The sequence below is a fragment of the Tabrizicola flagellatus genome (assembly GCF_008271465.1).
Lineage (GTDB): Bacteria > Pseudomonadota > Alphaproteobacteria > Rhodobacterales > Rhodobacteraceae > Tabrizicola > Tabrizicola flagellata.
The window spans coordinates 24,461-37,989 of the sequence record NZ_VMDU01000015.1 but is presented as its reverse complement, the minus strand read 5'-3'; the positions used below and the strand labels follow the sequence as shown (position 1 = coordinate 37,989).

The following is a 13,529-nucleotide window of genomic DNA, read 5'->3' as shown; positions in this document are numbered from 1 at the left end:
GGCAGGGAGCGGGCGGTCCCCCGAGGCCGCCCGCTTTCACAGGTCGCCGGGCGCGATGTGGAAGGCGCGGGCGAAGCCGCCGTTCAACAGTGCCGAAACCGGCGCGAGGCGGACGAAGGCGAAGTCCGGCAGGTCGATGTAGATCCGCGCCTTGGGGTTCCGTTCCAGCCAGCGGTCGCGCAGGGCAGGGCGGCCGGGATCGTCGGGCGCGACGAAGGCCGCGCGCGCCCGGATCATCAGCCTGGGATGCGTCAGCGGATCGCCCCTGTCGCCCACCTCGCCCAGCATCAGCGCGCAGTCCGGCCGGTCGCGCAGCGCGCGGAAATGCGGGGCGAGGCCGGAGACCAGCGTCAGCATCCCCGCCTCGGGGTCGCGGGCAAAGGCGATGCGGCTGATCCCCGGCGTGCCGGTGTCGGGGTCGGTCCAGGCGAGCGCGGCATGGTCCAGCGACAGGAGGCTGCGGGCCAGCGCCAGCGCCTCGGCATCGGCGGGGCGGACCGGATCGGGTCGGGCAGGATCGGAGGACATTGCGGCATTCTCGACGGTTGACAGCAGTCTTGCGGCGCAGTCATGTGGCGCAATTCGAGCTGACATGCCAGCATTAACTGGCCTTTCCCGAGCTGGACGCCATCATGACAGGCAAGACGATCAGTCGCACCGACTGGACCGAGTTCCGTCCGAAACTGCTTACCGTCCTCACGGAAGGCTACGGATTTCAGGACCTGAAAGCGGATGCCCTCGCCGGCCTGACGGTGGCGATCGTGGCCTTGCCCCTTTCGATGGCCATCGCCATCGCCAGCGGGGTCGGGCCGGAGCGGGGTCTCTTCACCGCCATCGTCGGCGGTTTCCTGGTCAGCGCGCTGGGCGGGTCGCGCTATCAGATCGGCGGACCGGCGGGGGCCTTCATCGTGCTGGTCTCGGCCTGCGTGATGGCCATCGGGGTCGAGGGGCTGATCCTGGCCACGATCCTGTCCGGGCTGATCCTGATCGCGGCGGGGCTTTTGCGGCTGGGCACCTACATCCGCTACATTCCCTATCCGGTCACGGTGGGTTTCACCGCCGGGATCGCGGTCATCATCTTCGCCAGCCAGCTGCGCGAGATGTTCGGCCTGACCCTGCCGGGGGCAGAACCCGGCGAGATCATCGCCAAGGTCGAGGCGCTGTGGGCCGCGCGCGGCACCGTCACCTGGGCAGCGGTCCTGGTGGCGGCGCTGACCGCCGCAGTGATCCTTGGCCTGCGCCGCCTGCGGCCGCACTGGCCGGGCATGCTGATCGCGGTCGTGGTCGCCTCGGCGGCGGTGGTGCTGTTCGGCCTGCCGGTCGAGACGATCGGCACCCGCTTCGGCGCCTTGCCGCAGCTTCTGCCGGCGCCGGCGCTGCCCGGCATGTCCTGGCCCGCGGTCCAGGCGGCCCTGCCCTGGGCGGGGAGCTTCGCGCTCCTCGGTGCCATCGAGTCGCTCCTGTCGGCGGTCGTCGCCGACGGGATGTCGGGGGCGCGGCACCGTTCGAACGCGGAGCTGGTGGCGCAGGGCATCGCCAACATCGGGTCGGGCCTGTTCGGCGGGTTCTGCGTCACCGGCACCATCGCGCGCACCGCGACCAACGTGCGCGCCGGCAGTCGGGGCCCGGTCTCGGGCATGCTGCATGCCGTGTTCCTGCTGGTCTTTCTGGTCGTCGCCGCGCCGCTGGCGGCCTATATCCCGCTGGCCGCGCTGGCCGGCGTCCTGGCCGTCGTCGCCTGGGGCATGGCCGAACGGCACGAATTCGCCGCCCTGCTGAAATCGTCGCGCGGGGACGCGATGGTGGTCAGCGTGACCTTCCTGCTGGTCGTGTTCCGCGACCTGACCGAGGGGATCATCGTCGGCTTCGCGCTGGCGGGCCTGGTGTTCATCAAGCGCATGTCCGACACCACCGGGATGCGCCCGCGCGAAGAAGCGCCGGAGACGCCCCGCGCCAACCGGGTAGTCTATCATCTGGAGGGCCCCTACTTCTTCGGGGCCGCCGCGCAGCTGGGCGGCGTGCTGGACCGGATCGCCGAAACGCCGCGCGCGCTGGTGCTGGACATGTCGGGCGTGCCGATGATCGACAGTTCCGGCGCTCGGGGATTCCATTCTCTGGCCGCCCGCGCCCGTCGCCGCGGCGGGCAGCTCTACCTGGTCGGCCTGCGCGACAGGCTGCGGCGGCAGTTGCAGGCCCAGGGCCTGGACGAGCCCGAGGTGCGCTTCCTGCCCGACCTCGCGGCGGTCGATGCCGCACTGGATGGCGCGCAACCGGGCGGCGAATCACGCTGATCCCCCTCAGTCTCGGCTCCGCAGCCGCCCCGGTCCCGCCGGAGCCGCGCCGCTCACGCCAGCGTGAGCGGTAACGGCCCACAAAAACAAGGGCCTGGCCGCCACAATTTTCACACATTCTCAGAATTGACGACAATTCAGTCAAGAAATTGACAAAAAAATCCCGTGAAAATAGCGGGTTACAAAAAACTTTACGAAGTGCTAAAGTGACGTTGGGAAAGAGGGTTCCTGGCCGGTACCTGATATTGTCGAGGGGCATCATCGCAACCCCTCGGGAGGAGAAGAGAATGAGCGAAGCTGCCAAATCCGTTTACCCGCCCTCCGCCGATTTTGCCGCCAAGGCGCATGTCGATGCGGAAGCCTATGCCCGGCGCTATGCCGCGTCGGTCACGGACCCCGAAGCCTTCTGGGGGGCGGAAGGCCAGCGGATCGACTGGATCCGGCCCTACACCCGCGTCAAGAACACCTCTTTCGCGCCCGGCAACGTCTCGATCAAGTGGTTCGAGGACGGCACGCTGAACGTCAGTGCCAACTGCATCGACCGCCACATGCTGACCCGCGCCGAGCAGACCGCGATCATCTGGGAGCCGGACGATCCGAAGACCCCGGCAAAGCACATCACCTATCGCGAACTGCTGGAGCAGACCTGCCGGCTGGCCAACGTGCTGAAAGCGCATGGCGTGGGCAAGGGCGACCGGGTGGTGCTCTACATGCCGATGATCCCCGAGGCGGCCTATGCCATGCTGGCCTGCACCCGGATCGGGGCGATCCATTCGGTGGTCTTCGGCGGCTTCTCGCCCGATGCGCTGGCCAACCGGATCAACGACTGCGACGCCAAGGTCGTCATCACCGCCGACTGGGCGCCGCGCGGCGGCCGCAAGACCGGGCTGAAGGACAACACCGACAAGGCGCTTCTGCATTGTTCCGACAAGGTGAAGGTGCTGGTGGTCAAGCGCACCGGCGACCAGACCTCGTGGGTCGAGGGGCGCGACTTCGACCTGGGCGCCGAGATGGCCGAGGCCAAGCCCTATTGCCCCTATGTCGAGGTGGGCGCGGAAGACCCGATGTTCATCCTCTACACCTCGGGCTCGACCGGCAAGCCGAAGGGCGTGGTGCATACCACGGGCGGCTATCTGGTCTATGCCTCGATGACGCAGCAGCTGACCTTCGACTACCACGACGGCGACGTGTTCTGGTGCACGGCGGACGTGGGCTGGGTCACGGGGCACAGCTACATCGTCTATGGCCCGCTGGCGAACGGGGCCACGACGCTGATGTTCGAGGGCGTGCCGACCTACCCCGACGCGGGCCGGTTCTGGGAGGTCTGCGCCAAGCACAAGGTCAACCAGTTCTACACCGCGCCGACGGCGATCCGGTCGCTGATGGGCCTTGGACCGGAATGGGTGGAAAAGCACGACCTGTCGTCGCTGAAGGTGCTGGGCTCGGTCGGCGAGCCGATCAACCCGGAAGCCTGGGCCTGGTACAACACCCATGTCGGCAAGGGGAAACTGCCGATCGTCGATACCTTCTGGCAGACCGAGACCGGCGGCCACATGCTGACGCCGCTGCCCGGCGCGATCCCGACCAAGCCCGGTTCGGCGACGAAACCCTTCTTCGGCGTGCAGCCGGTGGTGCTGGATGCCGCGACCGGCAAGGTGCAGGAGGCGGTGGAGACCGAAGGCGTCCTGTGCTTTGCCGACAGCTGGCCGGGGCAGATGCGCACCGTCTGGGGCGACCACAAGCGGTTCGAGGAAACCTATTTCAGCCAGTACAAGGGCTATTACTTCACCGGCGACGGTTGCCGGCGCGATGCCGACGGCTATTACTGGATCACCGGCAGGGTCGATGACGTCATCAACGTCTCGGGCCACCGGATGGGCACGGCCGAGGTCGAGTCGGCGCTGGTCGCGCACGAGGCGGTGGCCGAGGCCGCCGTCGTGGGCTACCCGCACGACATCAAGGGGCAGGGCATCTACGCCTATGTCACGCTGATGAAGGGGATCGAGCCCTCGGACGCCCTGCGCAAGGAGCTGGAGGCCTGGGTCCGGCAGGAGATCGGCCCGATCGCCAAGCCCGACCTGATCCAGTGGGCGCCAGGCCTGCCCAAGACGCGCTCGGGCAAGATCATGCGCCGCATCCTGCGCAAGATCGCCGAGAACGATTTCGGCTCTCTGGGCGACACCTCGACGCTGGCCGATCCGACGGTGGTGGACGACCTGATCGCCAACCGCATGAACCGGGGCTGAGGCGGTGGGACCGGTCATCATCCTTCTCGGCCCCCCCGGCGCGGGCAAGGGCACGCAGGCGCGGATGCTGGAGGAGGACTTCGGTCTGGTCCAGCTGTCCACCGGCGACCTGTTGCGCGCCGCAGTGGCCGCGGGAACCGAGGCGGGCCGCAAGGCCAGGGCGGTGATGGAGGCCGGGCAGCTTGTCAGCGACGACATCGTGCTGGCGATCCTGCGCGACCGCATGGCCCAGCCCGATGTGGCAAGGGGCATCATCCTCGACGGCTTTCCCCGCACCGCGGCGCAGGCCGCGGCGCTGGACGGGCTTTTGGCCGAGGCGGGGGGGCGGGTGACCGCCGCCATCAGCCTCGAGGTCGAGGACGAGGCGATGGTAACCCGCGTCTCGGGCCGCTACACCTGCGCCACCTGCGGCGAGGGCTACCATGACGAGTTCAAGCAGCCCGCCACGGCGGGGACCTGCGAAAAATGCGGCGGCACGGCGTTCAAGCGCCGGGCCGACGACAATGCCGAAACGGTGCGGGCGAGGCTTGCCGCCTACCACGCCGAGACGGCACCGCTGATCGCGCATTACGACGGTCTGTCCGTTCTGGAGCGGGTGCCGGCGATGGGCTCCATCGAAGGTATCCGCGCCAGTCTGGCCGACATCGTGGGGCGCGTCTCAGCCTGACGGGAGGGGCCGTCCCCCTGGATCCCCCGGGGGTGCGGAAGCAAACAAGGGAGAAGTACACATGGCAGACAAATCTTCTGCCAACGCCTATTGGGCAGCGAACGTCCGGATCATCCTGATTTCTCTGGCGGTCTGGTTCGTCTGCTCCTTCGGGCTTGGCATCCTGCTTCGGCCTGCGCTGAAGGGCATCATGGTCGGCGGCGCCGACCTCGGTTTCTGGATGGCGCAGAACGGGTCGATCTACGTCTTCATCGCGCTGATCTTCATCTATGCGAAGATGATGAACAAGGTCGATCGCGAACACGGCGTGGAAGAGTAGGGGGAACGGGACAGATGGATCAGTTTACCCTCAACCTGATCGTGGTTGGCATCACCTTTGCCATCTACATCGGGATCGCGATCTGGGCCCGCGCGGGCTCGACCGCGGAATTCTATGCGGCCGGTCAGGGTGTGAACCCGATCATGAACGGCATGGCGACGGGCGCGGACTGGATGTCGGCGGCCTCGTTCATCTCGATGGCGGGGATCATCGCCCTCGCTCCGGTCGGCGGCTACACGCAGTCGGCCTTCCTGATGGGCTGGACCGGCGGATATGTGCTGCTGGCGATGTTGCTCGCGCCCTACCTGCGCAAGTTCGGCAAGTTCACCGTGCCGGAGTTCATCGGCGACCGGTTCTATTCCAAGACCGCGCGCCTGGTGGCGGTGCTCTGCCTCATCGTGATCTCGGTCACCTATGTGGTCGGTCAGATGCGCGGCGTCGGCGTGACCTTCTCGCGCTTCCTGGAAGTCTCGACGGACACCGGCCTCTATATCGGGGCCGCCGTGGTGTTCGCCTACGCCGTGCTTGGCGGCATGAAGGGGATCACCTATACCCAGGTCGCCCAGTACATCGTGCTGATCATCGCCTACACCATTCCGGCGATCTTCATCTCGCTGTCGCTGACCGGCAACTTCCTGCCGCAGCTCGGCCTGATCGGGTCCTACGCGCCTCAGGGTGGCGAGATCTCGATGCTGGCCAAGCTGGACCAGGTCGTGACGGAACTGGGCTTCACCGCCTATACCGCCGACACGACGAACATGTTCAACATGTTCCTCTTCACCATGGCCCTGATGATCGGCACCGCGGGTCTGCCGCACGTCATCATCCGCTTCTTCACCGTGCCGAAAGTGGCTGACGCGCGGTCGTCTGCCGGCTGGGCGCTGGTGTTCATCGCGCTTCTCTATACGGTCGCCCCGGCGGTCGGCGCGATGGCCCGTCTGAACCTGACCACCACCTTCTGGCCCGGCGCCAAGGAAGGTTCGGCGCTTTCGGCCCCGGCCCTGTCGCTGGCCGACATCGACAGCAAGCCGGAACTGAGCTGGATCAACACCTGGAAGGCCACGGGTCTTCTGGAGTTCAGCGACAAGAACGGCGACGGGCTGATCCAGTACTTCAACGAGCCGAAGGCCTTGGCCGACGCCAACAAGAAGCTGGCCGATGCCAACAAGGCCCTGGCGGATGCCGCCGCGGATGCCGACAAGGCGCCGCTGGAGGCCGCCGTTGCCGAAGCCACCGCTGCGCGCGATGCCGCCCTGGCCGAAGCGAAGCTGGGCGACAAGACCCTGGCCGAACTGGGCTTTGTCGGGAACGAGGTCACCAAGGTCGACAACGACATCATGGTGCTCGCGAACCCGGAAATCGCGGCCCTGCCGGGCTGGGTCGTGGCGCTGGTCGCCGCGGGTGGTCTTGCGGCCGCGCTGTCCACCGCTGCGGGCCTGCTGCTCGCCATTTCTTCGGCGGTCAGCCACGACCTGATGAAAGGCGCGCTTACGCCGAACATCAGCGAGAAGGGCGAACTTCTGGCCGCCCGGATCTCGATGGCCTTCGCGATCGCCCTGGCCACCTGGCTTGGCCTCAACCCGCCCGGCTTTGCCGCGCAGGTGGTGGCGCTGGCCTTCGGTCTGGCCGCCGCGACGATCTTCCCGGCACTGATGATGGGCATCTTCTCCAAGCGCATCAACACCGCCGGGGCCGTCCTGGGCATGCTGGCCGGTCTGGTCTTCACCTCGGTCTACATCTTCCTCTACCTGGGCTGGTTCTTCATCCCCGGCACGAACGTGTATCCGAACACGCCCGACCAGCACTTCTTCGGCATCTCGCCGCTGTCGATCGGCACGATCGGCGCCGTGGTGAACTTCGTCGTCGCCTATGTGGTCTCGATGGCCACCAAGGCCCCGCCGCAGCATGTGGTGGACCTGGTGGAATCGATCCGCGTGCCGAAAGGTGCCGGCAAGGCCGTGGCCCACTAAGCCCTCTGCGCCTCCGGGGAGACCCGGGGGCGCCCACCCTTTGCCGGAACAGGATCATGGATCAGGACAGCACCCCGCTTCTGGCCTTCCTGGAGACGGTGCACCCCTATGACAGCCTGCCGCGGGACGAGATGGCGCGGGTCGCCGCCTCTTTCAGCCGCAGGCATTACGACGACGGCGCGGTGATCTATGCCGCGGGCGAGCCGATGACCGGGATCTTCCTGATCCTCGAAGGCTCGGTCGAGGTGCTGGAGCCTTCGGGCGGTCTCGTCTCGCTTCTCGGACCTCGCAACAGTTTCGGCGAACGCGGGCTGATGCGCGACGGCATCGCGGTGACGACGGCGCGGGCCAGCGAGGGCGCAGAGATCCTCATGCTGCCCGAGGCCGAGTTCCGCCGCCTGATCGCGACCTATCCGGCCTTCGAGCGGTTCTTCCACCGCGGCCGCCCGCATGAGGCGCGCGAGGCCGACATCTCGACCCGCAAGGTCGGCGACCTGATCGCGCGCGCGCCGATCGCGGTCGGCCCCGGAACCTCGATTCGCCAGGCCGCCGAGACGATGCGCGGGGCGCATATCTCCTGCCTTGCGATCACCGAGGGCGAGCGGCTGGTGGGCATCGTCACCGCGCGGGATTTCGTGAACAAGGTCCTGGCCGAGGGCCTCGACCCCGCAACGCCCGTCAGCGCCGTGATGGCGCGCGACCCGATGGTGCTGACGCCGGACAGCCTGGGGTCGGACGTGCTGAACCGGATGCTGGAGCACCGGATCGGCCACCTGCCGGTGGTGGACGACGGCCGCCTGGTCGGGATGATCACCCAGACCGACCTGGTGCGCTTTCAGGCCGTCAGTTCGGCGCTTCTGGTGCGCGATGCGGCGACGGCGCAGACGGTCGCCGAACTGGCCGAGACCACCGCGCGCATCCCGCGGCTTCTGGTTCAGCTGGTGGGTGGGGGCAGCGCGCACGAGGTGGTGACGCGGCTCATCACCGATATCGCCGACACGGTGACGCGGCGGCTTCTGGCCATGGCCGAGGCCGAGCTGGGCCCGGCTCCGGTGCCCTACCTGTGGCTCGCCTGCGGCAGCCAGGGGCGGCAGGAGCAGACGGGCGTCAGCGATCAGGACAACTGCCTGATGATCGACGACGCCGCGACCGAGGCCGACCTGGGCTATTTCGCGCGGCTGGCGAAGATCGTTAGCGACGGGCTGAACGCCTGCGGCTATGTCTATTGCCCCGGCGACATGATGGCCACCAACCCGCAATGGTGCCAGCGGATGTCTGTCTGGCGCGGATATTTCCGCAAGTGGGTAACGACGCCCGATCCCATGGCGCAGATGCTGGCCTCGGTCATGTTCGACCTGCGCCCCATCGGCGGGACGGCAAGCCTATACACCGAGTTGCAGGCCGAGGTGCTGGAAATGGCCGCGAAGAATTCGATCTTCGTGGCGCACATGATTTCCAACAGCCTGAAGCACAACCCGCCGCTGGGCCTGTTGCGCGGCTTCGCCACCATCCGGTCGGGCGAATACAAGAACCACATCGACCTCAAGCACAACGGGGTGGTGCCGGTGGTCGATCTGGGCCGGGTCTATTCGCTGATCGGGCAGCAGGGCGTGGTGAACACCCGCGCCCGGCTGGAGGCGGCGGTGGAGGCCGGGGTGATCTCGGACAGCGGCGGGCGCGACCTGATCGAGGCCTACGACCTGATCGCGCAGACCCGGCTGGAACACCAGGCGCGGCGCGTGAAGGCGGGTGAGAAGCCGGACAATTTCATCGCGCCCTCGGAGCTGTCGGATTTCGAACGCAGCCACCTGCGCGACGCCTTCGTCGTCGTGCGCACCATGCAATCCGCCGTGGGCCAGGCCCGCGGCGCACGGAGTTGACGCGATGGCCCTGGAACTGATCGGCGCGATCCTTGCTGCCGCCACGCTGGGCCTTCTGGCCTGGGCATTGCGGCGCTGGCGGCCCGGCCTGCCGCGCTGGTTCGTGCCGTTCTCGGCCGCCGTCGGCCTGATCGGTGCGACCCTGGTCCTGGAATACACCTGGTATGACCGCGTCGTGGCCGAGCTGCCGCCGGGGATCGAGGTGGTTCATGTCGAGGAAGAGGCGATGCCGCTGCGGCCCTGGACCTACCTGAAGCCGATCAAGATGCGGTTCTGGGCCATCGACCAGCGCAAGCGGATGATCCATCCGCAGGTCGGCAGCTTGCGCATGGTCCCGGTCCTGAAATTCGCCCGCTGGCGGCCGGTGGAGGACGGGCTGATCGCGGTCGATTGCGCGGGCGGGCGGCAGGTGCCGGTCGTCGAGGGCGTGAAGATTTCCGAGACGGGAGAGTTGACGGGGGCCGACTGGCAGCCGGCCCCCGCGGGCGACCTTTTGCAGGCCGCCGCGTGCAGGGAGGGGTAAGGCATGGATCGGAAGCCGCGCATCCTTGTGGTCGAGGATGAGGACAACATCGCCGTCGCGCTGGACTACCTCATGACGCGGGAGGGCTATGAGCACGATCGGGTATCCTCGGGCGCCGACGCGTTGCCGCGCATCCGCGACACGCACCCCGACCTGGTGCTTCTGGACGTGATGCTGCCCGAGGTTTCGGGCTACGAGATCTGCGAAGGCATCCGCACCGATCCCAGCCTGGCGGATGTGAAGGTCCTGATGATGACCGCGCGCGGCTCGGCCATCGAGCGGCGGAAGGGCCTCGCGCTCGGGGCCGACGGGTTCATCTCCAAGCCCTTCGAGTTGAAGGACCTGAGGGACGAGGTGCGGCGGCTTCTGGCCGGGGCGGGCTGAGGCCATGACCAGCCGCGGCGCCACCTTCAGCCTTGCGGCGCTTTCCACCGCCGCTTGCGGGGGAGGAAGAGGGAGGGTGGGCGCGCTGCCTGGCCCCGCAGCCCCCCACCCCCCTCCCCTCCCCACGCGGGGGAGGGGAGGCGCCTGCTTGCCGGCGTGGTGCCCGGGAGAGGGGGACAGGACATGCTGACCCGCCTCTCGCTCCGGCTGCGCATCTTCCTGATCTTCGCCGGTCTCGCCGCCGCCATCGTCGCCGCGACGGTGCTTGGCCTGTGGCTCGGCTACAGTCGCCTTGGCGAGCCTGCGGCGCTGCAAGGCTTCGTCCAGGCCGGGGTGCTGGCCGGCTTTGCCGCCCTGGGGCTGATCGCCGGGGTCTGGTATCTCTTCGACCTGAACGTCGCCAAACCCATCGAGACCCTCGCCGGCGTCCTGCGCGCCCGGGCCCATTCCGATGTCACCGCCGAGATGGACGCGGCCATCGCCCGTTATCTGGGCGATCTTGCTCCCGCCGCGCAGGCCGCGGCGCAAAGCCTGGCCGAGACCCGCAGCGCCCTGGCCGAGGCGGTGGCGCGCGAGACCCTGCGGCTGGGGTCGGAAAAGGCGCGGCTCGAGGCGCTGTTGTCGGACGTGCCGGTGGGGGTGATCCTCTGTTCGGCCGATCATGCGCTCGTGTTCTACAACGGGCCTGCCGCCGACATCCTGGGCACCAATCGGGGGCTGGAGGCGGGGCTTGACCGCAAGCTCTTCGACTATCTGCATGCCGCACCGCTGAAGCTTGCCCATGAACGGCTGGCCGCGACGGGCGATCCGGACGCGGTGTCGGACCTGCTGTGCACCACCACGACCGGCGCCCGCGTGCTGGCCGCGCGGATGCGGCTGCTGGGCGATGGCGGCGCGCAGGGCTATGTCCTGACGCTGCGCGACATCACCGGCGAAATGGCCGCCGAGGCGCGGCGCGAGGTGATGCTGGAGGGCGCGCTCGACAGCCTGCGTCGGCCGGCGGCGGCGCTGGCCACGCTGGTCGGCGTCATGCCCGAGGACGCGCTGCCCGCGCCGATGCAAGCCGCGCTCAAGAACGAGGTCACGCGGCTGAGCCAGGCCGTCACCCGCTTTGGCGCCGCGCGGGACGAGGCCCTGTCCGAAGCTGGCGCCCTGCCGCAGACCCGCGCCTTCGACCTGGCGCAGGGGCTTGCGGCGCGGCTTCAGGCGCAGGGGATCGCCGTCACGACCGAGACCGCCGACCTGATCCTGCGCTGCAACGGCTATGAGGTGCTGACGCTGCTGGACCATCTCGCGCGGCAGTTGACCGACCGCGCGGCGCTGCATCTGGCCATCGAGGAAGAGGACACCGGCGCCGCGATCCGCCTGTCCTGGACCGGCCCGCGCGTCGGAGTGGGCGAGCTGGACCGCTGGCTGGCCCTGCCCTTGTCCGAGGACAGCGACCGCCCCGCGCGCAGTGTCCTCGCCGCCCATGCGACCGAGATCTGGCCTGAAGTCCAGCCGGACGGCCGCGCCGCCCTTTGCCTGCCGATCCGCCAGGCCCGCCGTGCGGTGGCGCGTCCGAAACCGGTGGCGCGCAAGGTGGTCTATGACTTCGACCTGCTGTCGCCCGCCCGCACCGACCGGCTGGCCGATGCGCGGCTGGACAAGCTGACCTATGTCGTCTTCGACAGCGAGACGACGGGCCTGAACCCCCGGCAGGGCGACGAGATCGTGCAACTGGCCGCCGTGCGGATCGTGAACGGCCGTCGGGTCGAGGGCGAGGTCTTCGACACCCTGGTGAACCCCGGCCGTCCGATCCCCGCCGTCTCGACCGAGGTGCACGGCATCACCGACGCGATGGTGGCCGATGCGCCGGGGGTGGAGGACGTGGTGGCCCGCTTCCACAAGTTCGCGGAAGGCGCCGTGCTGATCGCCCACAACGCGCCCTTCGACATGGAGTTCCTGCGCCGGGTCGAGGGGAAGCTGGGGCTTCGCTTCGACATGCCGGTGCTGGACACGGTGCTGCTGTCGGCGGTGGTCTATGGCCAGCACGAGGTCCACAGCCTCGACGCGCTGTCGCACCGGCTGGGCATCACCATCCCCGAGGAGGACCGCCACACCGCGCTGGGCGACACGCTGGCGACGGCGGATGCCTTCCTGAAGCTGATGCCGATGCTGGCGGGCCGGGGGCTGGACACCTTCGGCGCGGTTCTGGCCGAGGTGCGCAAGCATGGCCGGCTGCTGAAGGACCTGAACGAATAGCGCCGGCGGCGCACCCAAGATTTTTCGGCGAAAAATCTTGGGGTTGGGTGCGGGTCAGGCGGCGAACGGGTCGGTCGGGTAACTGACCCCCACCAGATAGAGCCCCTGCGGCGGGCAGACCGGCCCGCAGGCGGCGCGATCCTTGGCTTCCAGCGCCCTGCGCACGTCCGCTGGCGTCCAGGCCCCGGCGCCCACCCGCTCCAGCGTGCCGACGATCGACCGGACCTGGTTGTGCAGGAAGCTGCGCGCGGCGAGGTCGAAGCGGTATTCCACCCCGCCGGGGTAGGGGTGTTCGGTGATGTTGATCCGGTCCAGCGTCTTCACCGGGCTTTTCGCCTGGCAGAGGGTAGAGCGGAAGGTGGTGAAGTCGTGCTGCCCGACCAGTTCGGCGGCGCCCGCCCGCATCGCTTCAAGGTCGAGCGGCTTCAGCACCTGCCAGACTCGGCCCCGGTCATGCGTCACCGGCGCGCGGCGGGCGACGAGGCGGAAGGTATAGCGCCGCCCCGTGGCGGAAAAGCGGGCGTGAAAGTCGTCGGGGACGCGGGCCACGGCGAGGACCGCCACCGGATCTGGCCTCAGATGCGCGTTCAGCGCCGAGGCGAGCTTGAACGGGTCCCAGTCCTTCGCGAGGTCGGCATGGGCCACCTGCGCGGTGGCATGGACGCCGGCATCGGTCCGCCCCGCGGCGGCAATGGTGTGGGGACCGGGTTCCAGCCGGCCCAGGGCGCGCTCGACCGCCTCCTGCACGGAAGGAAGCCCCTGCGCCTGCCGCTGCCAGCCCGCGAAGGGGGTGCCGTCGTATTCGATCTGAAGCGCATGGCGGGGCATGGGCCTTGCTACCCCGGAAGAAGCCTCGCGTGCAATCCTTGCCAAATTCCTAACGTCCACGGCCAAGGCATTGAAAAGGCGGGGTTTGAAAATCTTTCCACCGTGGACAGCGCCCGCACAGGGTGGGCAATTCTGCCCACCCGCCTTCCATTCCCGTCGCCGCACCCCTATCTTCAC

The 13,529-nt window shown here is 68.4% G+C and carries 11 protein-coding genes; 9 read left to right on the top strand and 2 right to left on the bottom strand.

Going from position 1 to position 13,529, the window contains the following annotated elements:
- Positions 1 to 36 precede the first annotated feature (36 nt).
- Positions 37 to 528 carry a pyridoxamine 5-phosphate oxidase gene (locus tag FL625_RS15305; RefSeq protein WP_149589547.1) on the bottom strand — a complete coding sequence of 164 codons (492 nt, stop codon included), beginning with the start codon at positions 526 to 528 and terminating at the stop codon, positions 37 to 39.
- 104 nt (positions 529 to 632) lie between these two features.
- Between FL625_RS15305 and FL625_RS15300 the strand changes: the two genes are divergently transcribed.
- The 9 genes from FL625_RS15300 (at position 633) to FL625_RS15260 (ending at position 12,524) form a co-directional block, all read left to right on the top strand.
- The gene (locus tag FL625_RS15300) at positions 633 to 2,291 is read left to right on the top strand and encodes a SulP family inorganic anion transporter (RefSeq protein WP_149589546.1); all 1,659 of its coding nucleotides are present in this window, start codon (positions 633 to 635) and stop codon (positions 2,289 to 2,291) included.
- 287 nt (positions 2,292 to 2,578) lie between these two features.
- Positions 2,579 to 4,537, top strand: coding sequence for an acetate--CoA ligase (gene acs / locus FL625_RS15295; RefSeq protein ID WP_149589545.1), 1,959 nt, complete (start codon positions 2,579 to 2,581; stop codon positions 4,535 to 4,537).
- A gap of 4 nt (positions 4,538 to 4,541) precedes the next feature.
- Positions 4,542 to 5,204, top strand: a complete 663-nt coding sequence (locus tag FL625_RS15290) for an adenylate kinase (protein WP_149589544.1) — start codon at positions 4,542 to 4,544, stop codon at positions 5,202 to 5,204.
- 61 nt (positions 5,205 to 5,265) lie between these two features.
- A complete protein-coding gene (locus tag FL625_RS15285; protein WP_149589543.1) occupies positions 5,266 to 5,523 on the top strand; it encodes a DUF4212 domain-containing protein in 258 nt (85 codons plus the stop codon).
- A 14-nt stretch (positions 5,524 to 5,537) separates the two neighbouring features.
- Entirely contained in the window at positions 5,538 to 7,493 is a 1,956-nt protein-coding gene (locus tag FL625_RS15280; protein WP_149589542.1) for a sodium:solute symporter family protein, read from the top strand.
- A 56-nt stretch (positions 7,494 to 7,549) separates the two neighbouring features.
- On the top strand, positions 7,550 to 9,373 hold the full coding sequence (locus tag FL625_RS15275) for a DUF294 nucleotidyltransferase-like domain-containing protein (RefSeq protein ID WP_149589541.1): 1,824 nt from the start codon (positions 7,550 to 7,552) through the stop codon (positions 9,371 to 9,373).
- Between the two features lie 4 nt (positions 9,374 to 9,377).
- Positions 9,378 to 9,896 carry a hypothetical protein gene (locus FL625_RS15270; RefSeq protein WP_149589540.1) on the top strand — a complete coding sequence of 173 codons (519 nt, stop codon included), beginning with the start codon at positions 9,378 to 9,380 and terminating at the stop codon, positions 9,894 to 9,896.
- A gap of 3 nt (positions 9,897 to 9,899) precedes the next feature.
- Positions 9,900 to 10,280, top strand: coding sequence for a response regulator transcription factor (locus FL625_RS15265; protein WP_149589539.1), 381 nt, complete (start codon positions 9,900 to 9,902; stop codon positions 10,278 to 10,280).
- 183 nt (positions 10,281 to 10,463) lie between these two features.
- Positions 10,464 to 12,524: a 3'-5' exonuclease gene (locus tag FL625_RS15260; protein WP_149589538.1), complete on the top strand. Its 2,061-nt coding sequence runs from the start codon at positions 10,464 to 10,466 to the stop codon at positions 12,522 to 12,524.
- A 54-nt stretch (positions 12,525 to 12,578) separates the two neighbouring features.
- Here FL625_RS15260 and truA read toward each other — a convergent pair whose 3' ends face one another.
- Positions 12,579 to 13,352 carry a tRNA pseudouridine(38-40) synthase TruA gene (truA, locus tag FL625_RS15255; RefSeq protein WP_149589537.1) on the bottom strand — a complete coding sequence of 258 codons (774 nt, stop codon included), beginning with the start codon at positions 13,350 to 13,352 and terminating at the stop codon, positions 12,579 to 12,581.
- Between the last annotated feature and the right edge of the window lie 177 nt (positions 13,353 to 13,529).